Source organism: Gordonia araii NBRC 100433, from assembly GCF_000241265.1.
In the GTDB taxonomy this organism is placed as follows: Bacteria; Actinomycetota; Actinomycetes; order Mycobacteriales; family Mycobacteriaceae; genus Gordonia; species Gordonia araii.
On sequence record NZ_BAEE01000061.1, the window covers coordinates 39,436 to 65,137 of the forward strand.

Sequence of the window (25,702 nt, forward strand, 5' to 3'; positions counted from 1 at the left end):
CAGTCTATGTGGCATCGGTGCGGATTTCCGAATGGGTCCGCAGCGAGCACCATAACCCCAGAAGGCTGTGACCAGTGGTTTAGGTGATGCAATTGTTACGTATGTGTTTAATGCCGAAGCGTTGCTGATGGTTAGATGCATCCATGCGCAGCCGACACGCCACCGTTCTGCTTCCGATGCGCCGGGTCGCCGGCGCCGCGCTCGTCGCCGCACTCGCCGTCGGCCTTGCCAGCGGATGTGGCGACTCCAAGAGCGACACGGTCACGATGCTGACGCACGATTCCTTCGAGCTGCCGTCGTCGGTCATCGACGAGTTCCACAAAACGACCGGCATGACGCTGCGCATCGCGCGATCGGGCGATGCGGGAAAACTGGCGTCGCAGATCTCGCTGACCCCGGGCTCGCCGAAAGGCGACGTCGTCTACGGGATCGACAACACCTTCGCGTCGCGTCCGGTCGACGCGGGGGCGCTGGAGCCCTACGTCTCTCCCGAGGCCGCCAAGGGGTCCGACGAGTTCGCCTTGCCGGACGCCCCCGACCTGCTGACCGCGATCAACCGGGGCGACGTGTGCCTCAACGTCGACTCCGCCTGGTACGACCGGCGGGACCAGCAACCGCCGGCCTCGCTGGACGACCTGGTGAAGCCCGAATACCGGGGCCAGGCGGCGTTACTCGACCCGGGCACCTCCTCGCCGGGCATCTCCTTCCTGCTGACCACGGTCGGCCAGAAGCGGGGCGGATGGCAGGACTATTGGCGCAAGCTGGTGGCCAACGACGCCACGATCGTCTCCGGATGGGAGACCGCCTACAACCAGCTCTTCAGCGCGGGCGCGGGACACGGGTCCAAGCCCATCGTCATCTCCTATGCGTCGTCGCCGGCAGCGACCCCGGGAACGGCGGCTCTCCTTGAGACCTGCTTCCGGCAGGTCGAGTACGCGGGCATCCTCAAGGGAACGCCCAACGTCGAAGGTGCGCGCAAGGCCATCGACTTTCTGCTCAGCCCCGCCGTGCAAAAGGCGCTGCCCTCGTCGATGTACGTCTACCCGATCGTCAAGGGCACGCCGCTGCCCGACGGCTGGGCGACGCGTGCGCCGATTCCGGAGTGGACGGTCAACATGCCGCCCGAATACATCGCGAAGAACCGGGAGACGTGGCTGCAGCAGTGGCGCGATGCAGTAGGACGGTGACTCCGCATCGGCGCGGCGCCGGCCTGGCTCTGATCGCCGCGATCCCGACGCTGTTCCTTCTCGTCTTCTTCGGCTGGCCGCTCGCCGCGTTGTTCGTCCGCGCCGTCGAGTCCAGCGACGGTACCGGACTGGTGGGCCTGTGGGCGCGTTCCGGCGCGGGACCGCTGCTGGCCTTCACGCTGGCGCAGGCCGCGGCGTCGACGCTGCTGACGCTGATCGTCGCGGCGCCGATCACCTGGCTGGTGGCGCGCGTCCGCTTCGCGGGATCGAGATTGTTCCTCGTCGTCGTGACGCTGCCGTTCGTGCTCCCCAGCGTCGTGGTGGGGATGGCGTTCCGCGCCGTCTTCACCGGACCGCTGTCGTTCTTGCCCGCGAGCCTGGGCGGCGCGCTCGACGATGCCGGGCCGAGCCTCGTCCCGGTGCTGTGCGCGCACATCTTCCTGAACGTGGCCGTGGTCGTCCGCGTCGTCGGTGCGGCCTGGTCGGGTCTGGACCCTCGCCTCGCGCAGGCCGCCCAGGTCACCGGCGCCGGCCCGGTGCGCGCGTTCACGACGGTGACGCTGCCCCGGCTGCTCCCGGCGATCGCGGCAGCGGGCGCCCTCGTCTTCCTGTTCTGCACGACGAGCTACGGCGTGATCATGGTCCTCGGCAACGGGCGACTGCGCACGGTGGAGACCGCGATCTACACCGAAGGGGTCAGCTACTTCCACCTGCCCGAAGCCGCCGCGCTGTCGGTCCTGCAGATCGTGATCGTCATCGTGACGCTTGTCGTCGCCCGGCTGCTGGCGCGCCGCGCCGGGGTGCGGGGGAAGTTCGCCGCCGCCGACCGTCCCAGCGACGAGCCGCCGCCCCGGCCGCGCGGAGGGTCGCGGATCGCGATGGGGTTGACGATCGCCTGGGCGGTGCTCTGGCTGGTCCTGCCGCTGGCGGTCCTGATGCTGTGGTCGGTGCGGCCGGCCGGAGCGGGCAGCTGGACGCTGGACGGCTATCGGGCGCTGGGGCACGAGGTCAACGGCATCACGCCGCTGTCGTCGGCGGTCGTTTCGCTGAGCACCGCGGTCCTGGCCGCGCTCCTGGCCTTCCTGCTCGGGCTGAACGTCGCTGTCGCCGTGACGCGATTGCGCGGCCCCGCGCGCGAAGCCGGTGAAGTGATCGCGACGATCCCGCTCGGAGTGAGCGCGGTGACGCTGGGCTTCGGCTACACGCTCGTCCTGGCCCACTGGCCGTCGTGGCTGGCCAACTCGTCACTGGTGATCGCGGCGGTACAGGCACTCGTCGTCATGCCGCTGGTCATTCGCATCGCGGTGCCCGCCCTGGAGCGGGTCCCGCTCGGACTCACCGGTGCCGCGGCGACCCTCGGCGCGAACCCCGTGCGGGTGTTCGCCACGGTGGAACTGCCCGTCGCCGCCCGGTCGTTGGCCGCGGCGGGCGGATTCGCCTTCATCCTGAGCCTCGGCGAGTTCGGCGCGACCAGCTTCCTGGCCCGCGTGGACACCACGACCCTCCCGGTGATGATCGGCACCGCGCTCAATCGGCCGGGGGAGGCGAATCTCGCGACGGCGATGGCGTGTTCGGTCGTTCTCGTGATCGCGACCGCGCTGGCCGTCGCGGTCGTCGAAGCGGTCCGCCCGAACGCGGGGTCGCTGCTATGACCGGGGCGGCACGGGTGGAGGCGCTATGACATTGGAACTGCGCGGAGTCGCGATCGACTACGACGGCCGCAGAGTGGTCCGCGGACTGGACCTGACCGTGTCCGCGGGGGAGTCGGGCGCGGGGCCGGTCACGGTGATCCTCGGGCCGTCCGGGTGCGGCAAGTCGACGCTGCTTCGGGCCGTCGCCGGACTCGAGCCGTTGGCCGAGGGGACCATCGCCTTCGACGGCCGGGATCTCGCGACGGTCCCGCCGCACCGCCGGGATTTCGGACTGGTCTTCCAGAACGCGCAGTTGTTCCCCGGCCGCACCGTCGCGGCGAACATCGCCTACGGGCTTCGCGCCCGCCGGTGGCCGCGCGACCAGATCGCCGCTCGGGTCGCCGAGCTGCTCGACCTCGTGCACCTGCCCGGATCGGCCGACCAACTCGTCGACGACCTTTCCGGCGGACAAGCGCAACGCGTCGCGCTGGCGCGGGCACTGGCCCCGCGGCCGCGCCTGCTGTTGCTCGACGAGCCCCTCGCCGCGCTGGATGCCAACCTGCGCGGCCGGCTGGCCGACGACATCACCGACATCGTGGCCGCCACCGCCACACCGACCGTCTTCGTCACCCACGACCACGACGAAGCGGCCACGCTGGGCGACACGGTCGTCGTCATGCGCGACGGTGCGGTGGTCGCGATCGATACCCCGACTCGCATCTGGCGCTACCCGCGCGACGAGTGGACGGCGAGGTTCCTCGGATGGGAGCACCTGCTGCCCGCCGAACAGGTCGGCGACACCGTCCGGACCGAGCTCGGTACCTGCCGGGCGGTCGATCTCGGCATCGGGCCGGACGAGCGGGTCGGCGCGGTCGCGATCCGGTCCGAGTCGCTGCGGGCCCGTCCGGCCGGTGACGAGGCCGCGGTTGTGCTGCCGGTCCTGCGCGTGCGCGAACTGCCCGAGCGCACCCACGTGATCCTTGACGGCTCGGCACTCGACGATCCGGTCGCCGAGTTGGGGGCTCTCGTCGACGACGAGGACGGCGCCGTGCCGCAGCCGGGGGATTCGGTGGCGGTGACGCTCGTCGGCGCGCGCACCGGGGTGATTCGGGCGTCCCGCGGCGTCGTGGCCGGCGCGATCATCCGCACCGGTGAGACGGGGCGCGAGCTGTTGCTCGCGCAGCGCGACTATCCCGACGAGATCGCCGGGCTGTGGGAGCTGCCCGGCGGCAAGGCCGAGCCCGGGGAATCCGACGGGCAGGCCCTGGTGCGGGAGCTGCGCGAGGAGTTGCGGGTCGAGGTGACGGCCGGCGAACCGGTCGGGTCACCGGTGGTGCTGCCGGGGGATCTGGAGTTGCGTGCCTACCGCGCGGAGTGGCGGTCGGGGGAGCCGGTGGCGGTGGAGCACCGGGCGGTGCGCTGGGTCGACGCCGGCGGACTGGCCGAGCTGGTGGCGAACGGGAAGGTCGTGCCCGCCGATGCCGGCTGGGTGCCCGATCTGATCGAGCTGCTTACGCGACCCGCACCTTCTTGATGGCCTTCTCGAGCTGCTTGCGGTTCATGTTGTCGACATCCAGTTTGCGGAGCTTGTGGACCACCACGGGGCACCGCATGCAGCGAACATCTTTGCGGCAGCACTTTTTCTTCGGCTTAAGGTTGTGCACCTTAGCCGCGGTTTTCTTGCTGCCCATGTCCTCCAAATTAGCATAGGGATACCTAAACGAAAGAAGCCGCGGCTGCGTGAGCGCCGTCTCACCTGGGCCCTTCGATTCTGGTCGAGAGCCCCTCCGCCGCTAGAATTGCACGGTTAGCGACGGCGCCGACGCCCGTCACCTCTCGCCGCCCAGGATTTCCACCGGCCCATCATCAGAAAGTCACGCTTGTGAGCGCTGCTCGAAACTTCCGCAATGTCGCGATCGTCGCGCACGTCGACCACGGGAAGACCACCCTCGTCGACGCCATGCTGCGCCAATCCGGTGCGTTCGCCGAGCGCGCGGAACTCGTCGACCGGGTCATGGACTCCGGCGACCTGGAGCGCGAGAAGGGCATCACCATTCTCGCGAAGAACACCGCGGTGCACCGGCGTCAGCCCGACGGCACCGAGGTCATCATCAACGTCATCGACACCCCGGGACACGCCGACTTCGGCGGCGAGGTCGAGCGCGGCCTGTCGATGGTCGACGGGGTGGTGCTGCTGGTCGACGCGTCGGAGGGGCCGCTGCCGCAGACCCGTTTCGTGATGCGCAAGGCCCTGGCGGCCGCGCTGCCGGTCATCCTCGTCGTCAACAAGACCGACCGCCCGGACGCTCGCATCGACGAGGTCGTGCACGAGGCGCAGGACCTGCTGCTCGACCTGGCTTCGGACCTGGAGGACGAAGAGGCGTCCCAGGCGGCCGAACTCGCACTGGACCTCCCGGTGCTCTACGCGTCGGGCCGCGCGGGAGTGGCGTCGACGACCAAGCCGGCCGATGGCTCGGTGCCCGACGGCGACAACCTGGACCCGTTCTTCGACGTGCTGATGGAGCACGTGCCCGCACCCAAGGGCGACCCGGACGCGAAGCTGCAAGCCCACGTCACCAACCTCGACGCCTCGGCCTTCCTCGGCCGCCTCGCGCTGGTGCGCATCCACAACGGCACGCTGCGCAAGGGCCAGCAGGTGTCCTGGTGCCGTGAGGTCGACGGCGAGCCCGTCATCGAGAAGGCCAAGATCACCGAACTGCTGGCGACCGTCGGCGTCGACCGGGAACCGGCCGACGAGGCCGTCGCGGGCGACATCGTCGCCGTCGCCGGCATGCCGGAGATCATGATCGGCGACACGCTGGCCGACCCCGAGAACCCCGAGCCGCTGCGGCGGATCACCGTCGACGAGCCGGCGATCTCGGTGACCATCGGCACCAACTCGTCGCCGCTGGCCGGCAAGGTGTCGGGCCACAAGCTGACCGCGCGAATGGTGAAGTCGCGCCTGGACTCCGAACTCGTCGGCAACGTGTCCCTGCGCGTGGTCGACATCGGCCGCCCCGACGCCTGGGAGGTGCAGGGCCGTGGCGAACTCGCCCTGGCGATCCTCGTCGAACAGATGCGCCGCGAGGGCTTCGAACTGACCGTCGGCAAGCCCCAGGTGGTGACCCGCCAGATCGACGGGAAACTGCACGAGCCGCACGAGCACCTGACCATCGACGTCCCCGAGGAGTACCTGGGCGCGGTCACGCAGCTGCTCGCCGCGCGCAAGGGCCGGATGGACCACATGGCGACCAATGCGCACGGCTGGGTCCGGATGGAGTTCATCGTCCCCAGCCGCGGGCTGATCGGTTTCCGCACCGATTTCCTCACCGAGACCCGCGGTACGGGTATCGCCAACGCGGTCTTCGACGGCTACGCGCCGTGGGCCGGCGAGATCCGCGCCCGCCACAGCGGGTCCCTGGTCAGCGACCGCCAGGGCTCGGTGACCCCGTACGCGATGATCCAGTTGGCCGACCGCGGCACCTTCTTCGTCAACCCGGGTGACGCCACCTACGAGGGGCACGTCGTCGGGATCAACCCGCGCCAAGAAGACCTCGACATCAACGTCACCCGCGAGAAGAAGCTGACCAACATGCGTCAGTCGTCGGCCGATGTGATGGAGACGCTGGCCAAGCCGATGCAACTCGACCTGGAGGGCGCGATGGAGTTCTGTGCCGCCGACGAGTGCGTCGAGGTCACCCCCGAGGTGGTCCGGGTGCGTAAGGTTCATCTCGACGCGACGACGCGTGCCCGCGAGCGCTCGCGGGCCAAGGCGCGCGACGCGAACGTGTAAATCGTTGGGGGCAGGGACCCGGAGGGAGACCGTGGTGCGCAAGGCGGTACTGGTGGGCGACCGGCGCCGGCAGCGTCAGCGAGCGGGCCGTATGGGCGCCGTGCTGGTGTCGGCCTCGACGCTGCTGGCCGGGGGATGCATGGCCTCCCCGCCGCCTCCGGTGCAGCCCAGCGCGCCCGCACCGGTCCAGGCCGAGTATCCGACCGAGAAGACGATCTACGTCGCCACCGACGCCATCGGGGCCGGATTCAACCCACACCTCGCCGCCGACCAGTCGCCGGTCACCACGGCCATCGGCACGCTGACCCTGCCGAGCGCCTTCAATCCGGTGCCCATTCGCGGTGGCGGCGTTGACTGGCGGCTGTCGGACTCGTTGCTGACCTCAGCGGAGGTGACGTCGACGGCGCCCTTCACGGTGACCTACCGCATCCAGACCAACGCACAGTGGTCCGACGGCCTGCCGATCACCGGGGACGACTTCACCTACCTCTGGCAGCAGATGTCACGGCAGCCCAACGCGGTGTCGCCGGCCGGTTATCGCCTGATCGACTCGGTGCAGACCGGATCCGGCGGCAAGTCGGTGGTGGTCACCTTCGCCCGCGAGTACCCGCAGTGGCGTCAGCTGTTCCGGTCGCTGCTGCCCAGCCACGTGCTGCGCGCGCTGCCCACCGGCTTCCAGACGGGGATGGACACCGGCAAGCCGGTGTCGGGCGGACCGTTCGCGATCGTCGGGATCGACCTGGCCCGCGACGAGGTGCGTCTGGCCCGCAACGACCGGTTCTGGAAAGAACCGGCGACCCTGGATCAAATCGTGTTCCGGCGTCCCGGGACCCAGTCGCAGACCGTCGAATCCATCCGCACCGGCGATTCGGCGCTGGGCGTGCTGAGCGCCGGTCCGGCCCAGGAACGGCTGATCACCGCGGTGCCGAGCACCGTGACGCGACGCAACCTGGAGTCGCGGGTGCTCGGCATCCACGTCAACACCCGCTCGGCCGCGATGCGCAGGCAAGCGGTGCGAGCCGCGGTGCTCGGCATGATCGACGCCCGCCTGGTCCGCTATGCCGCGGCCGGCGACGACGACGTCGCGCCCTTCGCCAACACCGTCTTCGCCCCGTCGGATCCGGGCTTCTTCGACCCGGGGCGTGCGCGTCCCAGCGAGGCGGTCGTCGCCGACCTGCTCGCCTCCGCCGGTTACCGTCGCGCGGCTCCGCCTCCTCCGCCCGCACCCGCCCCGCCGACGCCCGCACCCACGCCGGGCACGTCCGGCGAGGAATCGCCGGAGCCCTCGGCGCCCGAGTCGTCGCCGTCCCCGGCGCCGCCCCAGGAGAAGCGCGACGAGCGGGTGCCCCCGGAAGTCGCCCCCATCGTGAAGGACGGCAAGCCGTTGCAGGTGCGGGTCGGCGCCGTGGTCACCGATCCGCGCACCATCGCGGCGGCGGCCGCCGCCGTCGACCAGTTGCGCGAGGCAGGTGTGCGCGCCTCGGTCGTCAAGCTCTCCAACAGCGAGTTGTACGGCTCGGCGCTGACCGGGTCCCGCGTCGACCTCGTCGTCGGCTGGACGGACGGCAGTGTCGCCCCCGCGACCGGGCTGGCATCGCTGGTGGACTGCGACCAGCCGAAGAAGGAGACCGAGGAGGGCGATCCCAATGCGGGCCAGCCCGCCACCAAGCCGACGAGTTTCACCAGCAACATCTCGGGGCTGTGCGACGCCGCGCTGATCGATCTCGCCAGGCAAGCGGTGTCGTCGCCCGATCCGACCGGACTGCTCGACCAGGCCGAGGCGATGCTGGCGGCCGCGGCGATCTATCTGCCCGTCTACCAGGACTCTGCCCTGATCGCCGTCACCGACGAGGTCGTCGGCGTTCCGTTGAGCGGGCCCGTGCAGACCTCGATATTCGCCAACGCTCCGGAGTGGGCCCTGCCGTGACGTCTCGCCGCCTGCTGCTCGTGCACGCCCATCCCGACGACGAGTCGCTGATGACCGGAGGCACGATAGCCCGGTATCTGGCCGAGGGAGTCGACGTTCGGGTCGTGACCTTCACCCTCGGTGAGGAAGGCGAAGTCATCGGCGAGCGGTGGGCCGGTCTCGTCGCCGACGGCGGAGCCGATCAGCTCGGCGGATACCGGATCGGGGAGTTGACCGCGGCGCTCGCCGAGTTGAGCGGCGACGGGCCCGCGCTGGGTCCGCGGTTCCTCGGCGGCGCGGGGCGGTGGCGCGACTCGGGCATGGCCGGATCGCCGTCGGCCCGGCATCCGCGGGCGCTCGCGCGGGCCGACCTCGACGAGGTCGTGGCCGCGCTGGTGGCCGAACTCGTCGACTTCGACCCGCAGGTCGTCGTCACCTACGACGAGGCGGGCACCTACGGCCATCCCGATCACCGGCGGGTGCACGAGGCGTGTGCCGCGGCGCTCGCGGCGTACACCACGGCGAGCGGCAGGCAGATCAAGGTCTACGAGTCGGTCACCGAGCGTTCGTCGTTGCAGCGCGGGCTGGCCGCGGCGGCCGGTCGGGTGCCGGTCGGCTGGCGCATGCCCGAGCCGGGCGAACTGCCCAGCTATCCCGACGACGCGATCACCGCCGCGGTCGACGTCGGCGCGGTGCTGGATCGCAAGGTCTCGGCGCTCGAAGCGCACGCGACGCAGGTGACCGTCGCGCCGTCGCGCACCGAATACGCACTGTCCAACAACATCCTCACGCCCGTCGGCGCGGTGGAACACTATCGCCGCGTCGACACGGCGGCGGTTCCGGGCTCCGCGCGCGAAACCGATCTCTTCGAAGGGCTGGCCGATGTCTGACGACACCGATATCCCGTTCCGGTTCCTGTTCTTCATCGACGGCGTCGTGGTCGGGATCCTGTCCCTCGGTTTCCTCAACCTGTACATCGGATCGACGATGGCCCCGCTGGGGATCCTCGCCGCGGCCGTGGGCAACGCGCTGCTCGTCTGGTTGGCCTCGGGGACGGTGGCCTCGCCGTGGCACTGGGCGCCGGTCTTCGGCTGGGGCCTGGTCATGGCGTTGGCGCTGGGCAGCGGCCCGGGAGGCGACTCGCTGCTGGTCGACGATTGGCGCTTCGCCGTGCTGTTGTTCGCCGGGGTCGGTGCGCCCGCCACGGTCATGTGGCTGGCGTCGACGCGGCGCCGCGTGCTCGACGCGGGCGGCCGGGACTCGCGGCGCGCGGCCGATCGGCGCTAACGCCGATCGAGGTGCCGGGCGATCCGCGTCTACTATCGGGATGGTGACCGATGAACGCCCCTCGCCGGCGGCGATGCGACGCGCGCTACGGCGTGCCCGAGACGGTGCGACCCTCAACGTGGACGAGGCGTCGGTGTTGCTCGCCGCCACCGGAGACGACCTCGCCGACCTGACCACCAGCGCGGCCCGCGTGCGCGACGCCGGACTGGTCGCCGCCGGTCGCGAAGGCCAGATCGCCTACTCGCGCAGCGTCTTCATCCCGCTGACTCACCTGTGCCGGGACCGTTGCCACTACTGCACCTTCGTCACCGTGCCGGGCAAACTCGCGGCGCAGGGCAAGGGGATGTTCCTGGAGATCGACGAGGTCCTGGAGATCGCCCGGGCCGGTGCGGCGCTGGGCTGCAAAGAGGCGCTGTTCACCCTCGGCGACCGCCCCGAGGACCGCTGGCCGCAGGCGGCGGAATGGCTCGACGAGCGCGGCTACGACTCGACCCTGCAATACGTGCGCGCGGCCGCGATCCGGGTCCTGGAGGAGACCGGTCTGCTGCCGCATCTGAACCCGGGAGTGATGTCCTGGGAGGAGATCTCCCGGCTCAAGCCGGTGGCGCCGTCCATGGGCATGATGCTGGAAACCACCTCCCGCCGGCTGTTCGAGGAGAAGGGGAAGCCCCACTACGGCAGTCCCGACAAGGACCCGCAGGTGCGGCTGCAGGTGCTGACCGACGCCGGTCGGCTCTCCGTGCCTTTCACCACCGGCATCCTCGTCGGGATCGGCGAGACTCGCGTCGAGCGCGCCGAGTCGATCATGGCGATCCGCGCCAGCCACAAGGCCTACGGTCACATCCAGGAAGTGATCGTGCAGAACTTCCGGGCCAAGCCCGACACGGCGATGCGCGCGGTGCCCGACGCCGATCTCGCCGAGTACCGGGCCGCGATCGCCGTCACGCGACTGCTGCTCGGACCGGCGATGCGGGTGCAGGCGCCGCCCAATCTGGTCGACCCCGCCGAGTGCGCCGACCTCATCGCGGCCGGCATCGACGATTGGGGCGGGGTGTCGCCCCTGACGCCCGATCATGTCAACCCCGAGCGGCCCTGGCCGAACCTCGACACCCTGGCCGACATCACCGCCGAGAACGGGTTCACGCTGGCTGAACGACTGAACACGCACCCGGAGTACGTGTTGGCCGGGTCCCCCTGGATCGACCCGCGGGTGGCGACGCACGTGCGCGCGCTCGCGCACGCGGCGACCGGGCTGGCTTCGCCGGAGGCGGCGCCCGCCGGGTTGCCGTGGCAGGAGCCCGACGAAGAGTGGGCGTCGTCGGGGCGCGTCGACCTGAACACCGAGATCGACGGCGAAGGACGCCGCACCGAGACGCGCAGCGACCTCGGCTCGGCCTTCGGCGACTGGGAGACCGTGCGGGGCCAGGTGCAGGCCCTCGCCGACGCCGAATCCGGCGCGCCGGGCAGATTGTCGTCGACCCGAGCCGCTGGCCGACTGTCGTCGGACGTTGCCGCTGCGCTGCGCCACGCCGAGTCCGATCCGGCCGGCTGCAGCGACGCGGACTACCTCGCGCTCGCCACGGCCGAGGGGGACGACCTGGAAGCCCTGGTGGCGCTGGCGGATTCGATCCGCGCGGACGTGGTCGGCCCCGACGTCACCTACGTCGTCAACCGGAACATCAACTTCACCAACATCTGCTACACCGGGTGCCGGTTCTGTGCGTTCGCGCAGCGCAAGGGCGACGCGGATGCGTTCACCCTCTCGGCCGACGAGGTGGCCGACCGGGCATGGGAGGCCCACGTCGCCGGTGCGACCGAGGTCTGCATGCAGGGCGGGATCGATCCCGAACTCCCCGTGACCGGCTACGCCGATCTGGTGCGCGCCGTCAAGGCGAAGGTGCCGTCCATGCATGTGCACGCGTTCAGCCCGATGGAGATCGTCAACGGCGCCTCGCGCGGCGGACAGTCGGTGCGGGACTGGCTGACCGCGCTCCGCGAAGCCGGACTCGACACCATCCCCGGCACCGCGGCGGAGATCCTCGACGACGAGGTTCGCTGGGTCCTCACCAAGGGCAAGCTGCCGACCGCGACCTGGATCGACGTCGTCTCCACGGCGCACCGCGTCGGGCTGCGGTCCAGCTCGACGATGATGTACGGCCACGTCGACGCCCCGCGGCACTGGGTGGCCCACCTCAACATCCTGCGCGGGATCCAGGACGATACCGGGGGATTCACCGAGTTCGTACCGCTGCCGTTCGTGCACCAGAGTTCGCCGCTGTATCTGGCCGGCGCGGCCCGCCCCGGACCGACCCAGCGCGACAACCGGGCGGTGCACGCCCTGGCTCGCGTCATGTTGCACGGCCGGATCCACAACATCCAGACGAGCTGGGTCAAGCTCGGCGTCGCCGGTACCCGTGCCATGTTGAACGGCGGGGCGAACGACCTCGGCGGGACGCTGATGGAGGAGACCATCTCGCGGATGGCCGGGTCGATGCACGGGTCGGAGAAAACCGTCGCCGAACTGCATTCGATCGCCGAGGGAATCGGCCGGCCGGCCCGCCAGCGGACCACCGAATACGGGCTCGTCGACGGAGGGGTGAGTGATCCTGGCCATGCTCACGGAGCCCCGATTTCGCTGGCCATCGCCCATGACCGATAATCTTGGGTTGAAGACTTCAGCTATTCGGGGCGTCGCGGCCCAGCCCATCGCCGCATCGCCCGGCGCCCACGCTCGTTCCGGCGTCGTGAGCCTGCATTGTTAAGGAGACCGTGGTGACCTACATCATCGCCGAGCCCTGTGTGGACGTCATGGACAAGGCTTGCGTCGAAGAGTGTCCCGTGGATTGCATCTACGAGGGTGGCCGCAGCCTGTACATCCAGCCGGACGAGTGCGTCGACTGCGGCGCCTGCGAGCCCGTCTGCCCGGTCGAGGCGATTTTCTACGAGGACGACGTGCCCGACGAGTGGGAGCCTTACGTGGCGGCCAATGTCGACTTCTTCGACGACCTGGGCTCACCCGGCGGCGCCAGCAAGACCGGCAAGGTCGACTACGACCCGCCGTTCATCAAGGGCCTGCCGCCGATGGGCGAGGACTGACCGCGTGACCGGTGCGAGCGCAGCGAGGGGGAGTTCGGCCCGCCGTCGGGTGAGTGCTGCGCTCCCGGATTTCCCCTGGGACACCATCGCCGGTGCCCGCGCGACGGCCGCGGCTCGTCCGGGCGGGCTCGTCGACCTGTCCGTCGGCACGCCGGTCGACCCGGTCGCCCCGATCATCCGCGACGCGCTGGCGGCCGCCTCGGCGTTCCCCGGCTACCCGACGACGGTCGGGACCGCCGAGTTGCGCGACGCTGCCGCCGCCGCGTTGACCAGGCGTTACGGGACGGTCGAACTCTCCGGCGACCAGATCCTGCCGGTCATCGGCACCAAAGAGGCCATCGCGGGGATCTGCTCGGTCCTCGGCTTGGGGTCGGACTCCACCGTGGTCATCCCGACGGTGGCCTACCCCACGTACGAGGTGAGCGCCCTCCTCGCCGGTGCCCGAGCGTTACGCGCCGACGCCGCTGTCGATGCCGATGCCGACCTGGTCTTCGTGAACTCGCCGTCGAACCCGACCGGAGCGGTGACGGGCATCGACGAACTGCGCGAGGTCGTCGCCCGAGCGCGCCGGCACGGCGCCGTCGTCGTGTCCGACGAGTGCTACCTGGGCCTCGCGTGGGATGCCGAGCCCGTTTCGATCCTGGATCCCCGCGTGTGCGACGGGGACGCGACCGGATTGCTCGCGGTCCACTCGCTGTCGAAGATCTCGAACCTGGCGTCGTACCGGGCGGGGTTCTTCGCCGGCGACGCCGATCTCGTCGCCGAACTGCTCGCCGTGCGCAAGCATTCCGGGTTGATGGTGCCGTTCCCGATCCAGGCCGCGATGACCGCGGCCCTGAACGACGACCGCCACGTCCAGGAGCAGGCCGACCGTTACCGGGCTCGGCGCGACGTGCTCAAACCCGCCGTGGTCGAGGCGGGGCTTCGCGTCGACCACTCGGAGGCGGGGCTCTACCTGTGGGCCACCCGTGACGAGGACGCGCGGATCACCCACCACTGGCTTGCCGAGCGCGGAATCCTGGCTGCTCCCGGCGACTTCTACGGTCCGGCGGGCGCGACGCACGTGCGGATCGCTCTCACCGCCTCCGACGAACAGATCGCCGAGGCGGCTCGGAGGTTGACCGCGCCCGCGGTGTGACCACCCTCTATCACCGTGGCATTTGGGTGGTCGAGTGCCGCCCGAGCGTGCGAGGGCGGTGTATCGAGACCCCGCACGACGGCGAGGCGGGCCTATGGGTGGTCGAAATCGTGCTTGCGGGGGGGGCGACGTTGTTGGGTGGTCGAGTGCCGCCCGAGCGTGCGAGGGCGGTGTATCGAGACCCGGCGACCTTCGATGTGAACCGAGGTCAGGTGCCGCGCACGACGGCGACGGCGAAGCCGTCCCAGCCCTTCACCCCGACGGTCTGCAGCGCGGTCGCGTCCAGGCGCGGGTCGCTGCCCAGGATCTCCAGCGTGCGGCGCGTGCCGTCTCCGTCGGGACTCTCCTCCTCGATCCGCCGCACGACATTGTCGACGACGATGATCGCGCCGGGCTTCGTGAGCCGCAGCGACCACTCCAGGTAGTTCGGGTTGTTCGCCTTGTCCGCGTCGAGGAAGACGAGGTCGAACGGTCCGGTGACGGTGGGCAGCGTCTCCAGGGCCGCGCCGACGAGGACCTCGACACGGTCGGCCAGGCCGGCGGTGCGCAGACTCGCGGCCGCGACATCGGCGTGTTCGCGTTCGCTTTCGAGACTGACCACCAGCCCGTCCGCGCCGACGGCCTTGGCCAGCCACGCGGTGCTGTACCCGCCCAGCGTCCCGACCTCCAGTGCCCGGCGGACATTGCCGATGCGGGCGAGCAGGTAGAGGAATTTGCCCTCGTTGGGGGAGACGGCGATGTCGGGTAGCCCGCCGTCGGCCTGAGCTTGGCGGATGAAATCGAAATCCGCGGCGTCGTCGGCGACGGTTCGCGTCAGGTATTCGTCAGTCCTTGTCCACAACTGTTCGGCGTCCACCCCGCCAACGCTACGCCGAGCCGACCGCTCCTCCCGCGCCGTTTCGCCCTTCCCGCACCGATCGCTGCGGGAAGAGCGAAAGCGTGCGGGATCAGTTGTGCTTGTGCAGCGCGTCGTTCAGGGCGATGCCGTCACCCTTCCACGGCACCACCTCGACGACGCCGGTCGTGCTGTTGCGGCGGAACAGGATGTTCGACTGCCCGGCCAGGTCTCGCGCCTTGACCTCGGTGCCATCGGGTCCGACGACCTTCGTCCCCGCGGTGATGTAGAGGCCCGCTTCGATCACGCAGTCGTCGCCGAGCGGGATCCCGCAGCCGGAGTTCGCGCCGAGCAGGCAGCGCTTGCCGAGGGAGATGATCTCCTTGCCGCCGCCCGACAGCGTGCCCATCGTCGACGCACCGCCGCCGATGTCGGATCCTTCGCCGATGACGACGCCCGCCGAGATGCGGCCCTCGACCATCGAGTTCCCGAGCGTGCCGGCGTTGAAGTTCACGAAACCTTCGTGCATGACGGTCGTGCCCTCGGCCAGGTGGGCGCCGAGGCGGACGCGATCGGCGTCGCCGATGCGCACGCCGGAGGGGATCACGTAGTCGACCATGCGCGGGAACTTGTCGATCGCATACACGGTGACCTGGCCGCGGGCGCGCAGCTTGGCCCGGACCTCCTCGAAACCCTCGGTCTTGCAGGGGCCGAAGCTGGTCCACACGACGTTGCTGAGGATCCCGAACTGGCCGTCGAGGTTGACCGCGTGCGGTGCGACGAGCCGGTGGCTGAGCAGATGCAGGCGCAGGTACACATCGTGGGCGTCGGCGGGGGCCGACGAGAGGTCGACGATGGTCGTGCGCACCGCGACGGTCCGAACGCCGCGGTCGGCATCGGTCCCTACCAGCGGTGCCAGCGTCTCGGGCACGTCTGCGCCGTCGAGCACCTTCGTGCCCGACGAGGAGACGACCCCGAGCTCGGGCTCGGGAAACCAGGTGTCCAGGACGGTGTCATCGTCGGCGATCGTTGCGATCCCGACCGCGAATGCTCCTTGGTTGCTCACGGTCGGAAATCCTACCCGTGTCCGCGAGACGGCCCTTGGCTGCTAGCGTCGCAGCACCGCCGTGTGATCGGCGCCACATCAGAGGAGGATGCTGTGTCCGACCCAGACGATCAGCCCGAGCGGCTCACCCCGAGCGACGATGAGTTCCTCGCGGCCGCCGCCAGTCCCGAGTTCGAGACGTTGCGGCGGACCTTGCGGCGGTTCGTCTTCCCGATGACCGTCTTCTTCCTCGTCTGGTACACGACGTACGTCCTACTCGGCGCCTTCGCGCACGACTTCATGGCGACCCCGGTGTGGGGGAGGATCAACGTGGGCCTCATCCTCGGCCTGCTGCAGTTCGTCACCACCTTCGCCATCACCGCCGCCTACATCCGTTTCGCCGATCGCAAGCTCGACCCGGCCGCCGAGGCCGTCCGTAAACGCTTCGCCGACGGCGACTTTCAGGCCGGGGCAGCGCGATGACGGTGATCGCCGCCGAATCGGCGGTCGGCAACCCCGCCGTCAACATGGCGATCTTCGTCGCCTTCGTCGCGGTCACGCTCTTCGTGGTGATCCGGGTCAGCCGCAACAACTCCACGGCGTCGCAGTTCTTCATCGGCGGCAGCTCCTTCTCCGGCCAGCAGAACGGCGTCGCGATCGCCGGCGACTATCTCTCGGCGGCCAGCTTTCTCGGGATCGCCGGGGCCATCGCCATCTACGGGTACGACGGATTCCTGTACTCGATCGGATTTCTCGTCGCCTGGCTGGTCGCCCTGCTGCTGGTGGCCGAACTGTTGCGCAACACCGGCCGCTTCACCATGGCCGACGTGCTCAGCTTCCGGCTCAATGAACGGCCGGTGCGCACGGCCGCGGCGATTTCGACGCTGACCGTCTCGTTGTTCTACCTGCTCGCGCAGATGGCCGGCGCCGGCGGATTGGTGGCACTGCTGCTTGATGTCGACTCCCGCGCCGGCCAGTCGATCGTCATCGCGGTGGTGGGTCTGCTGATGATCGCGTACGTGCTGATCGGCGGCATGAAGGGCACGACGTGGGTGCAGATCATCAAAGCGGTGCTGCTCATCACGGGTGCCGGCGTCATGACCGTCATCGTGCTCCTCAAGGTGGGCGTCAACGTCTCGGAACTGCTCGGTCTCGCCCAGGCCGAGATCGCGAAGTCCGCCGACGAGGCGGTGGCGGCGCGCGACGTTCTCGCGCCCGGCGCCAAATACGGCGAGTCGATGATGACGAAGGTGGATTTCCTCTCGCTGGCCATCGCACTCGTGCTCGGCACCGCCGGACTGCCACACGTGCTGATGCGCTTCTACACCGTCCCGACCGCCAAGGAGGCGCGTCGCTCGGTGGTCTGGGCGATCGGGCTCATCGGCGCCTTCTACCTGTTCACCCTGATCCTCGGTTACGGTGCCGCCGCCTTCGTCGGTCCCGACAAGATCTTGGCCGCCGCCGGGAAGGAGAACGCCGCCGCTCCGCTGTTGGCGCTCGAACTCGGCGGGACGATCCTGCTGGGCGTGATCTCCGCGGTAGCCTTCGCGACCATCCTGGCGGTCGTTGCCGGACTGGCGATCACGGCATCGGCATCCTTCGCTCACGACATCTACGCCAGCGTCATCAAACGCGGCCACTGCAGCGGCGAGGAGCAGGTGCGAGTCTCGCGCATCACCGTCGTGGTGCTGGGCATCCTCGGCATCATCCTCGGCATCCTGGCCAACGGCCAGAACATCGCCTTCCTGGTCGCGCTGGCCTTCGCGGTCGCCGCGTCGGCGAACCTGCCGACGATCCTCTACTCGCTGTATTGGCGCCGGTTCAACACACGCGGCGCGTTGTGGAGCATGTACGGCGGATTGGTGTCGGCGATCGTGCTGATCGTGTTCTCGCCGGCCGTCTCTGGGAGTCCTAGCGCCATGCTTCCCAGCGTCGACTTCCACTGGTTTCCGCTGCAGAACCCCGGACTGGTCTCGATCCCACTGGCGTTTCTGCTCGGCATCGTCGGGACACTCACCTCGCCCGACCGCGGCGATCCGGCGCGCAACGCCGAAATGGAGGTCCGTTCGCTCACCGGAGTTGGCGCACACGGTGCCGTCGCGCACTAGAGCCACTGGCGACCGGCTAGCGGCGGCGTCGCCCCGGTACGGTGATCACCATGGCTCTTGACCTGCGCGCCGACCCGGCGTTGCTCACCGCTGCGCTCATCGACATCGCCAGCCCGTCGCGCGAGGAGGAGGCGATCGCCGACGCGGTGGCCGCGGCACTGCACGCACAGACCGACGGCTTCGAAATCGTCCGCGACGGTAACCGGGTGCTGGCCAGGACGAGTCTCGGGCGCGAGCGGCGCGTGCTGCTGGCCGGACACCTCGACACCGTGCCGATCGCCGACAACGTGCCGCACCGGTGGGAGAAGCGAACCGACTCGGCCGCCGGCGATCCCGGAGCCGGTGACATCATCCACGGGTGCGGCAGCGTCGACATGAAGTCGGGCGACGCGGTGTTCCTGCACCTGGCCGCGACCCTGGAGAATCCGCGCCACGACCTCACGCTGGTCTTCTACGACTGCGAGGAGATCGCGGCGAAGTACAACGGTCTCGGGGTGATCGAACGGGAGCGGCCGGAGTGGCTCGACGCCGACGTCGCGATTCTCGGCGAACCGACCGGAGGACTCATCGAGGCGGGGTGCCAGGGCACGCTGCGGGTGCGGGTGAGCACCTCCGGTGTGCGGGCCCACACCGCGCGAGCCTGGATGGGGGACAACGCCATTCACCGGTTGTCCGGCTTGCTCGGCGTCCTCGCGGACTATGAGCCGCGTCGCGTCGACATCGACGGCTGCGAGTACCGCGAGGGGCTGCAGGCCGTCGCGGTGAACGGCGGTGTCGCGGGCAACGTCGTGCCCGACGAGGCGAGCGTCGACATCAACTTCCGCTTCGCGCCCGACCGCACCCCGGACCAGGCGCTGGCCCACGTGCGCGAGGTCATCGCGTCGGCGCCCGGCGGAGCCGACCTCGCCGTGGAGTTGACCGATTCGGCCGCCGGGGCGCTGCCCGGTCTGTCGAACCCCGCGGCGGCCGAGCTGGTGGCCGCCGCGGACAACCGCTTCCGCGCGAAATACGGCTGGACCGACGTCTCCCGGTTCGCCGCACGCGGCATCCCGGCCGTCAACTTCGGCCCGGGCGACCCGAGCATCGCCCACCGGCGCGACGAACACGTCGCCGTCGCGGAGATCCACGCGGTGCACCGGGTGCTGCGCGACTACCTGACGGGGGACCGGTCATGAGCGAGACCACCTCGGACCCCGGCCGCTACGTCGGCCCCACCTGGCTGTGCGCCGACACCGCCGACCTCGAGATCACCTCCGATCGGCGGTTGCTCAACCGGCGGCCGCCGCGAACGACCGCCGACGTCAACCAGGTCAAGATCGACGACTCGTGGCGCGTGTTGCGGATCCAGTCGGAGTTCGTCGCCGGCTTCGACGCGCTGCTGCACGTCGAGGACGCGGTCACCGTCTTCGGATCGGCTCGCACCCGACTGGGCACCGAGGCCTACGAACTCGGCGTCGACCTCGGTCGTGCGATCGGCGAGGCCGGCTACGCCGTCATCACCGGGGGCGGTCCGGGCAGCATGGAGTCGGTCAACCGGGGTGCCCGCCAGGCGGGGGCGCGCTCGATCGGTCTCGGCATCGAGTTGCCCTTCGAGCAGGGCCTCAACCCCTTCATCGACATCGGCGTCAACTTCCGCTACTTCTTCGCGCGCAAGACGATGTTCATCAAGTACGCCCAGGCTTTCGTCTGCCTTCCGGGCGGGTTCGGCACCCTCGACGAGCTGTTCGAGGCGCTGACCCTCGTGCAGACGCACAAGGTCACCCAGTTCCCGATCATCCTGGTGGGCAGCGAGTTCTGGGGCGGGCTCGTCGACTGGATCCGCACCCGGCTCGTCGACGAAGCGATGATCAACGGCTCCGACGGCGACCTGCTCACCGTCGTCGACACCCCGGCCGAGGTCGTCGCCGTCCTCGAAGCGTCCCGGGCCGCGCGCGAGGAGGCATAGTTGGCCGCGATCTGTGTCTACTGCGCGTCCGGACGGCACGTACCGCAGCGCTACCTCGACCTCGCCGTCGACCTGGGCACCGCACTCGGCGAGGCGGGGCACACGCTCGTCAGCGGCGGCGGCAACGTCTCCATGATGGGCGCCGTCGCCGGTGCGACGCGGGCCGCCGGGGGCAAGACCGTCGGGATCATCCCGGGGCATCTCGTCGACCGGGAGGCCGCCGATCGGGACAGCGACGAACTCGTCGTCACCGAGACGATGCGCGAACGCAAGCGGCTGATGGAGGAGCGCGCCGACGGGTTCATCACGCTGCCCGGCGGGATCGGGACTCTCGAGGAACTCTTCGAGACGTGGACCGGCGGGTTCCTCGGCGAGCACGACAAGCCGGTCGTCCTCCTCGACGCCGACGGTTTCTACCGTCCGCTCCTGCAATGGCTCACGGATCTGCGCGGCGAGGGCTTCGTCACCGACGAGGCGCTGGACCGCCTGCTGATCGCCGGTTCGGTGGCGGGTGCTGTGACGCTCGTTACCCAACAGTAAGATTGCTGGGAACCATCGACGAGGGGACGAAAATGGCGAACTCCGCGACCAAAAAGGTGCGGTTGACCGACCTGGCGAAGGGTGTGGTGGACATGGTTCCATCGGCACCGCTGATGCTGAAACACGCGCCCGGCCTGATCCATCGGCCGGCCGATGCCCGCAGGACCATCGGCAGCATCTTCCAGCGCCACGCCGGCCGCCACCCGGAGCGGCCCTTCGTCCGCTTCGAGGGCAACACCACGACCTATGGCGAGGCCAATGCCATCGTCAACCGTTACGCGGCGCAGCTCGCCGCCGACGGGGTCGGTGTCGGCGACGTCGTTGCGCTGCTCGGCAAGAATTCGCCGACGCTGCTCTACCTGACCCTGGCGACGGTCAAGCTCGGCGCCATCGCCGGGATGATGAACTACAACCAGCAGGGCGAGATCGCCGACCACTCGATGAAGCTGCTCGGTGCGAAGGTCCTGGTCCACGACCCGGACTGTGCGGAATCCTTCGAGTCGATCTCGCCGACCGTCCGGCCCGAGCACGTCTACGGCTACGCCGAGTTCGACGAGCTGTCGTCGACGCGTCCGGCGACCAATCCCGAGGTGACCGAGACCCTGCCGGCGTCGACCAACGCCTTCTACATCTTCACGTCGGGGACGACCGGCCTGCCGAAGGCCAGCGTCATGTCCCACAACCGGTGGCTGGCCAACATGTCCGGCATCGGCGGTATGGCGGTACGCCTGCGTAGCACCGACACGATGTACATTCCGCTGCCGCTCTACCACAACAACGCGCTGTCGGTGTCGCTCGGCGCGGTGCTCGCAGCGGGCGCGACGGTCGCGATCGCCAAGCAGTTCTCGGCGTCGAGGTTCTGGGACGACATCATCCTCAACCGCGCGACCGCGTTCTGCTACATCGGCGAGCTGTGCCGCTACCTGCTCGCGCAGCCTCCGAAGCCGACCGACCGCACCCACGGCGTGCGCCTGGCCGTCGGCAACGGGATGCGCCCGGAGATCTGGGACGAGTTCGTCGAACGGTTCGGCGTGAAGCGGATCGTCGAGTTCTACGGTGCGAGTGAGCTGAACCTGGCCTTCGTGAACGTCTTCACGGTCGCCAAGACCGCCGGCTTCTGCCCGCTGCCGTTCAAGGTCGTCGCCTACGACCAGGAGACCGGCGAGCCGAAACGCGACGGCAGCGGGCGGCTGCGTACCGTGCGCAAGGGCGAGCCCGGCCTGCTGATCTCGCAGATCAGCGACCGCGTGCCGCTCGACGGCTACACCGACGCGAAGGCGACGGAGAAAAAGATCATCCGCGACGGGTTCAAGGCCGGCGACGAGTGGTTCAACTCCGGCGACCTCGTCCGCGAGGTCGGCTGGGGCCACATCGCGTTCGTCGACCGCCTCGGCGACACGTTCCGCTGGAAGGGCGAGAACGTGGCGACTACCGAGGTCGAGGGCGCGCTCGACGGTCACGATACCGTCGAACAGTCCGTGGTCTACGGCGTCGAGGTCCCCGGCTGCGACGGCAAGGCCGGCATGGCCGCCGTCACCCTCGCCGACGGGGCGGAGTTCGACGGCAAGGGCCTCGCCGAGCACCTCTACCGGACGCTGCCGGCCTACGCGGTACCGCTGTTCATCCGCGTCATCGGTGCCGTGGAGGCGACGTCGACGTTCAAGACCCGCAAGGTCGATCTGCGCGACGAAGGGTTCACCGGCGTCGGCGACGACCCGCTCTACGTCCTTCGCGGCCGTGCCGACGGCTTCGTCGACGCCTACGACGACTATGCCGCCGACGTTGCCGCGGCCCGGGCACCCCGCGGCTGATCAACGGTGCACGGCTGCCCGGTAGCGTGGATGCGGTGACCACGACCCCGGGAGAACGCGGCCCGCTCACCTCGTTCCCGGCGCCGTCGACGACCACGCTGTGCGGACGGCCCGTGGCCGACGACCGGGCGCTGGTGATGGCGATCGTCAACCGCACGCCCGACTCCTTCTACGACCGGGGGGCGAGTTTCGACGACGATGCCGCTCGTCGCCGGGTCGAGCAGGTGATCGCCGAGGGCGCCGACATCGTGGACATCGGTGGAGTGAAGGCCGGGCCGGGCGAAAGCGTTGCGGCCGACGCCGAGGCCGAGCGGGTCGTCGGATTCATCGCGTGGGTGCGCGCCCAGTTCCCCGACGTGCTCATCAGCGTCGACACCTGGCGCGCGGCCGTGGCCGACCTCGCCTGCGACGCCGGTGCCGACCTCATCAACGACACGTGGGCTGGCGCCGACCAGGACCTGGTGGGCGTCGCCGCGCGACGCGGTGCCGGATTGGTCTGCTCGCACACCGGCGGAGCGACGCCGCGCACCCGCCCGCACCGCGTCCGCTACGGCGACGACGCCGACGGGGTGGTCGACGCGGTCGTCGCCGAGCTGACCGAGGCGGCGCGCAAAGCCGAGGCCGCCGGCGTGCGCGCCGACGGCATCATCGTCGATCCCACCCACGACTTCGGGAAGAACACCCACCACGGGCTGGCGCTGCTGCGCCGCACCGACCGGCTGGTGGCCACCGGCCGTCCCGTACTCATGGCGTTGAGCAACAAGGATTTCGTCGGCGAGACCCTCGGGGTCGAGCTCGACGAGCGCCTCGACGGGACGCTCGCGGCGACGGCCTTGGCCGCCGAGCACGGCGCACGGATCTTCCGGGCGCACGAGGTCGCCGCGACACGTCGGGTCGTCGAGATGGTCGCGGCGATCACGGGCCGGCGCGGTCCGGTCCGAGCGGTTCGGGGGCTGGCATGAGCGGCGCTGTGCCCGAGGTGCCCGGTGCGGCGATCGCGACCTGGGACCGCCCGGCGTGGTCGATCGCCGAGCTGACGGCGGCGAAGACGGGGCGCACCATCGCCGTCGTGCTGCCGGCACTCAACGAGGCCGACACGGTCGCCGGTGTCGTCGCCTCGATCCGCCCGCTGCTCGGCGGGCTGGTCGACGACTTGCTCGTGCTCGATTCCGGGTCCACCGACGACACCGCCGCGCAGGCCCGGGAGGCGGGAGCGCGCGTCGTCAGCCGCGAGGAGGCGCTGCCGCAGATCCCGCCCGTCGACGGCAAGGGCGAGGTGCTGTGGCGGTCGATCGCCGCGACCACCGCCGACATCCTCGTCTTCATCGACGCCGATCTGGTGTCGCCGGATCCGATGTTCGTGCCGAAGCTCGTCGGGCCGATTCTGACCCAGCCCAGCGTGCAGCTGGTCAAGGGCTACTACCGCCGGCCCTGGCGGACCGCGGCCCAGCACGTGGAGGACGGCGGCGGCCGGGTAACCGAACTCGTCGCGCGGCCGCTCCTCGCGGCGTTGCGCCCCGAGTTGTCCCATGTCGTGCAGCCCCTCGGCGGGGAGTACGCCGGTACCCGCGAGCTGCTGTCGTCGTTGCCGTTCGCGCCCGGGTACGGCGTGGAGATCGGACTGCTGATCGACACGCACGAAGCCCGGGGACCACAGGCCATCGGCCAAGTGAACCTCGGGGTGCGCATGCACCGGCACCGTCCGCTCACCGAACTCGGGGTGATGAGCCGCCAGATCGTGGGGACTTTGCTTCGTCGGTGCGGGATCGACGATTCGCAGGCGCCGCTCGTCCAGTTCGCCGCGGCACCGGACGGGTCCTTCGCCACTCAGGTGACCGAAACCGTCCTCGCCGACCGTCCGCCCATGGATTCGATTCTGATCCGGGAGTGATCCGATGTTGATGCTCGCAAGCTACGCCGCCGGCCTGGTCCTGGCGTCGGGGCTGCTCTTCCTGCTCGTGTGGTTCGTTTTCGGCCGCGGGGAGGATCTGGCCCCGCTCGACGACGACCTGACGGTCACCCAACTGCCGCGCGCCGGGATCACCGGCGACGATGTGCGCAAGGTGCGCTTCGCGCTCGTGTTCCGCGGATATAAGCAGGCGGAGGTCGACTGGACGCTGGAGAAGCTGGCCCGCGAGATCGACGAATTGCGCGGTGTCGCCGACGCGCTGAGAGAGCGTGGCGGACCGGGCGAATCGGCCACCGATGCGCAGTCGCCGGGCGTGGGCCGACGCGCGGCCCATCGCGATGACCAGGTATAATGAAGCGGATTGAAAACTCGGAGGGAGTTGCACGATGGCGGCGATGAAGCCACGCACCGGAGATGGCCCGATGGAAGCAGCCAAGGAGGGTCGCGGGATCGTAGTGCGAATCCCGATCGAAGGTGGCGGACGCCTCGTCGTGGAGTTGACGGCTGAGGAAGCGGCCGCGCTCGGCGAGGAGCTGCGCGGAGTCGCCGGCTGACGCCATCGAGCACCGGGGGAGACCCCGGGACCGCGTTGGACCGGGTGCTGGGCGCCGTGCGCTGCCCGGTCTGCGCCCAATCGCTGACGCGGGTGTCCGCCGCAACCCTGGGGTGCGGCCGGGGACACCGCTTCGACATCGCCCGTCAGGGCTACGTTTCGCTATTGACCGGTCGCAGCACCGGATTGAGTTCGGACACCGCCGAGATGATCGCGGCTCGCCGTGCGGCCCTGGCCGGACTCCCGTACCGCGCGTTGCGGGAGGCCGTCGCGGGCAGTGTCGCCGCCGCGCTGACCGACACCGCTGAGGACACTCATGAACGGCCTCGGAAGTCACCGCTGATCGTCGATGCCGGATGCGGGACCGGGCAGTACCTCGCCAGCTGCCTCGATGCCCACCCCGACGCGCTCGGCCTCGGCCTGGACCTCTCCAAGTACGCCGCGCGGGCCACCGCCAAGGCGCATGATCGAGCGGCCGCCGCCGTCGCCGACCTGTGGCAGCCGTGGCCGCTGGCCGACGGCTGCGCAAGCGTCGTCGTGTCGGTGTTCGCCCCGCGCGGATTGGCGCAGGCGCGCCGTGTGCTGGTGTCCGGCGGAACCCTCGTCGTCGCGACTCCGCGCGTCGACCATCTCGCCGAACTGATCGAGCCCATGGGGATGCTCGACGTCGCGCCCGACAAGGTCGAACGGCTGGGAGAGTCGCTGGCGGCCGCCGGATTCGGGCCGGTTTCCACCACGGCGATCTCAAGGCGCGACGCGTGGACCGCGGATGCCGTCGTCGATGCGGTCGCCATGGGGCCCAGTGCCTTCCACACGAGCCCCGAGCAGTTGCGCGCACGAGCACGACAGCTGTGCGGATCGGACAATACGGTCGAGGTGACCACGTCGGTCGACGTGACCGTGGCGCGCAGCGGGTGA

24 protein-coding genes are annotated in these 25,702 nt (G+C 69.9%); 21 read left to right on the plus strand and 3 right to left on the minus strand.

The annotated features are described in order from the left end of the window. Nucleotides 1-143: 143 nt before the first annotated feature. The 3 genes from GOARA_RS12155 to GOARA_RS12165 are packed head-to-tail and all read left to right on the plus strand — an operon-like array spanning nt 144 to nt 4,352. Complete coding sequence (locus GOARA_RS12155) at nt 144-1,187, plus strand: thiamine ABC transporter substrate-binding protein (RefSeq protein WP_007322681.1); 1,044 nt, start codon at nt 144-146, stop codon at nt 1,185-1,187. Next, complete coding sequence (locus GOARA_RS12160; protein WP_007322682.1) at nt 1,184-2,839, plus strand: ABC transporter permease; 1,656 nt, start codon at nt 1,184-1,186, stop codon at nt 2,837-2,839. The genes GOARA_RS12155 and GOARA_RS12160 overlap by 4 nt, the downstream gene beginning before the upstream one ends. A 25-nt stretch (nt 2,840-2,864) precedes the next feature. After that, a complete protein-coding gene (locus GOARA_RS12165; protein ID WP_007322683.1) occupies nt 2,865-4,352 on the plus strand; it encodes an ATP-binding cassette domain-containing protein in 1,488 nt (495 codons plus the stop codon). On the opposite strand, the gene GOARA_RS12170 is transcribed toward GOARA_RS12165, so the two are convergent. Then, nucleotides 4,330-4,509: a hypothetical protein gene (locus tag GOARA_RS12170; protein ID WP_007322684.1), complete on the minus strand. Its 180-nt coding sequence runs from the start codon at nt 4,507-4,509 to the stop codon at nt 4,330-4,332. The two genes, GOARA_RS12165 and GOARA_RS12170, sit on opposite strands and share 23 nt — an antisense overlap. Before the next feature lie 191 nt (nt 4,510-4,700). Here GOARA_RS12170 and typA point away from each other — a divergent pair, with 191 nt between their 5' ends. The 7 genes from typA to dapC all read left to right on the plus strand — a co-directional run bounded on the left by typA (nt 4,701) and on the right by dapC (nt 14,038). After that, on the plus strand, nt 4,701-6,611 hold the full coding sequence (gene typA / locus GOARA_RS12175; RefSeq protein WP_007322685.1) for a translational GTPase TypA: 1,911 nt from the start codon (nt 4,701-4,703) through the stop codon (nt 6,609-6,611). 91 nt (nt 6,612-6,702) lie between these two features. Then, nucleotides 6,703-8,538, plus strand: a complete 1,836-nt coding sequence (locus GOARA_RS12180) for an ABC transporter family substrate-binding protein (protein WP_040523027.1) — start codon at nt 6,703-6,705, stop codon at nt 8,536-8,538. Next, complete coding sequence (gene mshB / locus GOARA_RS12185; protein WP_007322687.1) at nt 8,535-9,407, plus strand: N-acetyl-1-D-myo-inositol-2-amino-2-deoxy-alpha-D-glucopyranoside deacetylase; 873 nt, start codon at nt 8,535-8,537, stop codon at nt 9,405-9,407. Before GOARA_RS12180 ends, mshB begins: the two co-directional genes overlap by 4 nt. Next, on the plus strand, nt 9,400-9,804 hold the full coding sequence (locus tag GOARA_RS19025; protein WP_007322688.1) for a hypothetical protein: 405 nt from the start codon (nt 9,400-9,402) through the stop codon (nt 9,802-9,804). The genes mshB and GOARA_RS19025 overlap by 8 nt, the downstream gene beginning before the upstream one ends. Before the next feature lie 40 nt (nt 9,805-9,844). Then, entirely contained in the window at nt 9,845-12,463 is a 2,619-nt protein-coding gene (locus GOARA_RS12195) for a bifunctional FO biosynthesis protein CofGH (RefSeq protein WP_007322689.1), read from the plus strand. A gap of 110 nt (nt 12,464-12,573) precedes the next feature. Then, complete coding sequence (fdxA, locus tag GOARA_RS12200; RefSeq protein ID WP_007322690.1) at nt 12,574-12,900, plus strand: ferredoxin; 327 nt, start codon at nt 12,574-12,576, stop codon at nt 12,898-12,900. Nucleotides 12,901-12,904: 4 nt separating this feature from the next. Continuing rightward, on the plus strand, nt 12,905-14,038 hold the full coding sequence (dapC, locus tag GOARA_RS12205) for a succinyldiaminopimelate transaminase (protein WP_007322691.1): 1,134 nt from the start codon (nt 12,905-12,907) through the stop codon (nt 14,036-14,038). Between the two features lie 208 nt (nt 14,039-14,246). Here the strand turns inward: dapC and GOARA_RS12210 are convergent, their stop codons facing one another. Continuing rightward, a complete protein-coding gene (locus GOARA_RS12210; protein WP_007322692.1) occupies nt 14,247-14,894 on the minus strand; it encodes an O-methyltransferase in 648 nt (215 codons plus the stop codon). 91 nt (nt 14,895-14,985) lie between these two features. Beyond that, complete coding sequence (gene dapD, locus GOARA_RS12215; protein WP_007322693.1) at nt 14,986-15,939, minus strand: 2,3,4,5-tetrahydropyridine-2,6-dicarboxylate N-succinyltransferase; 954 nt, start codon at nt 15,937-15,939, stop codon at nt 14,986-14,988. Nucleotides 15,940-16,032: 93 nt separating this feature from the next. Here dapD and GOARA_RS12220 point away from each other — a divergent pair, with 93 nt between their 5' ends. The 11 genes from GOARA_RS12220 to GOARA_RS12265 all read left to right on the plus strand — a co-directional run bounded on the left by GOARA_RS12220 (nt 16,033) and on the right by GOARA_RS12265 (nt 25,702). Further along, nucleotides 16,033-16,401 carry a DUF485 domain-containing protein gene (locus tag GOARA_RS12220; protein WP_007322694.1) on the plus strand — a complete coding sequence of 123 codons (369 nt, stop codon included), beginning with the start codon at nt 16,033-16,035 and terminating at the stop codon, nt 16,399-16,401. Then, nucleotides 16,398-18,026, plus strand: a complete 1,629-nt coding sequence (locus tag GOARA_RS12225; RefSeq protein WP_007322695.1) for a monocarboxylic acid transporter — start codon at nt 16,398-16,400, stop codon at nt 18,024-18,026. Before GOARA_RS12220 ends, GOARA_RS12225 begins: the two co-directional genes overlap by 4 nt. A gap of 50 nt (nt 18,027-18,076) precedes the next feature. Continuing rightward, entirely contained in the window at nt 18,077-19,201 is a 1,125-nt protein-coding gene (gene dapE, locus GOARA_RS12230) for a succinyl-diaminopimelate desuccinylase (protein WP_007322696.1), read from the plus strand. Then, nucleotides 19,198-19,971 (plus strand): LOG family protein, encoded by a 774-nt coding sequence (locus GOARA_RS12235; RefSeq protein WP_007322697.1) that lies wholly within the window; start codon nt 19,198-19,200, stop codon nt 19,969-19,971. The genes dapE and GOARA_RS12235 overlap by 4 nt, the downstream gene beginning before the upstream one ends. Beyond that, the gene (locus tag GOARA_RS12240; protein WP_007322698.1) at nt 19,972-20,511 is read left to right on the plus strand and encodes an LOG family protein; all 540 of its coding nucleotides are present in this window, start codon (nt 19,972-19,974) and stop codon (nt 20,509-20,511) included. A gap of 32 nt (nt 20,512-20,543) precedes the next feature. Further along, a complete protein-coding gene (locus GOARA_RS12245; protein WP_040523036.1) occupies nt 20,544-22,322 on the plus strand; it encodes a long-chain-acyl-CoA synthetase in 1,779 nt (592 codons plus the stop codon). Between the two features lie 137 nt (nt 22,323-22,459). Next, nucleotides 22,460-23,284 (plus strand): dihydropteroate synthase, encoded by an 825-nt coding sequence (folP, locus tag GOARA_RS12250; RefSeq protein ID WP_138947689.1) that lies wholly within the window; start codon nt 22,460-22,462, stop codon nt 23,282-23,284. Further along, complete coding sequence (locus GOARA_RS12255; protein ID WP_007322701.1) at nt 23,281-24,213, plus strand: glucosyl-3-phosphoglycerate synthase; 933 nt, start codon at nt 23,281-23,283, stop codon at nt 24,211-24,213. Before folP ends, GOARA_RS12255 begins: the two co-directional genes overlap by 4 nt. 4 nt (nt 24,214-24,217) lie before the next feature. Beyond that, nucleotides 24,218-24,583 carry a DivIVA domain-containing protein gene (locus GOARA_RS12260; RefSeq protein ID WP_050947267.1) on the plus strand — a complete coding sequence of 122 codons (366 nt, stop codon included), beginning with the start codon at nt 24,218-24,220 and terminating at the stop codon, nt 24,581-24,583. A 34-nt stretch (nt 24,584-24,617) separates the two neighbouring features. Further along, nucleotides 24,618-24,785: a DUF3117 domain-containing protein gene (locus GOARA_RS19425; RefSeq protein WP_007322703.1), complete on the plus strand. Its 168-nt coding sequence runs from the start codon at nt 24,618-24,620 to the stop codon at nt 24,783-24,785. A 56-nt stretch (nt 24,786-24,841) separates the two neighbouring features. After that, nucleotides 24,842-25,702 (plus strand): putative RNA methyltransferase, encoded by an 861-nt coding sequence (locus GOARA_RS12265; protein WP_373277750.1) that lies wholly within the window; start codon nt 24,842-24,844, stop codon nt 25,700-25,702.

Bases quoted from the DNA above. Each gene is read 5' to 3' on its own strand.
- GOARA_RS12180 (WP_040523027.1), top strand. From the start codon at position 6,703: ATGGGCGCCGTGCTGGTGTCGGCCTCGACGCTGCTGGCCGGGGGATGC.
- GOARA_RS12195 (WP_007322689.1), top strand. From the start codon at position 9,845: ATGGTGACCGATGAACGCCCCTCGCCGGCGGCGATGCGACGCGCGCTA.
- folP (WP_138947689.1), top strand. From the start codon at position 22,460: ATGGCGATCGTCAACCGCACGCCCGACTCCTTCTACGACCGGGGGGCG.
- GOARA_RS12260 (WP_050947267.1), top strand. From the start codon at position 24,218: ATGTTGATGCTCGCAAGCTACGCCGCCGGCCTGGTCCTGGCGTCGGGG.
- GOARA_RS12165 (WP_007322683.1), top strand. From the start codon at position 2,865: ATGACATTGGAACTGCGCGGAGTCGCGATCGACTACGACGGCCGCAGA.
- GOARA_RS12245 (WP_040523036.1), top strand. From the start codon at position 20,544: ATGGCGAACTCCGCGACCAAAAAGGTGCGGTTGACCGACCTGGCGAAG.
- GOARA_RS19425 (WP_007322703.1), top strand. From the start codon at position 24,618: ATGGCGGCGATGAAGCCACGCACCGGAGATGGCCCGATGGAAGCAGCC.
- GOARA_RS19025 (WP_007322688.1), top strand. From the start codon at position 9,400: ATGTCTGACGACACCGATATCCCGTTCCGGTTCCTGTTCTTCATCGAC.
- GOARA_RS12225 (WP_007322695.1), top strand. From the start codon at position 16,398: ATGACGGTGATCGCCGCCGAATCGGCGGTCGGCAACCCCGCCGTCAAC.
- GOARA_RS12170 (WP_007322684.1), bottom strand. From the start codon at position 4,509: ATGGGCAGCAAGAAAACCGCGGCTAAGGTGCACAACCTTAAGCCGAAG.
- GOARA_RS12155 (WP_007322681.1), top strand. From the start codon at position 144: ATGCGCAGCCGACACGCCACCGTTCTGCTTCCGATGCGCCGGGTCGCC.
- dapE (WP_007322696.1), top strand. From the start codon at position 18,077: ATGGCTCTTGACCTGCGCGCCGACCCGGCGTTGCTCACCGCTGCGCTC.
- GOARA_RS12255 (WP_007322701.1), top strand. From the start codon at position 23,281: ATGAGCGGCGCTGTGCCCGAGGTGCCCGGTGCGGCGATCGCGACCTGG.
- GOARA_RS12235 (WP_007322697.1), top strand. From the start codon at position 19,198: ATGAGCGAGACCACCTCGGACCCCGGCCGCTACGTCGGCCCCACCTGG.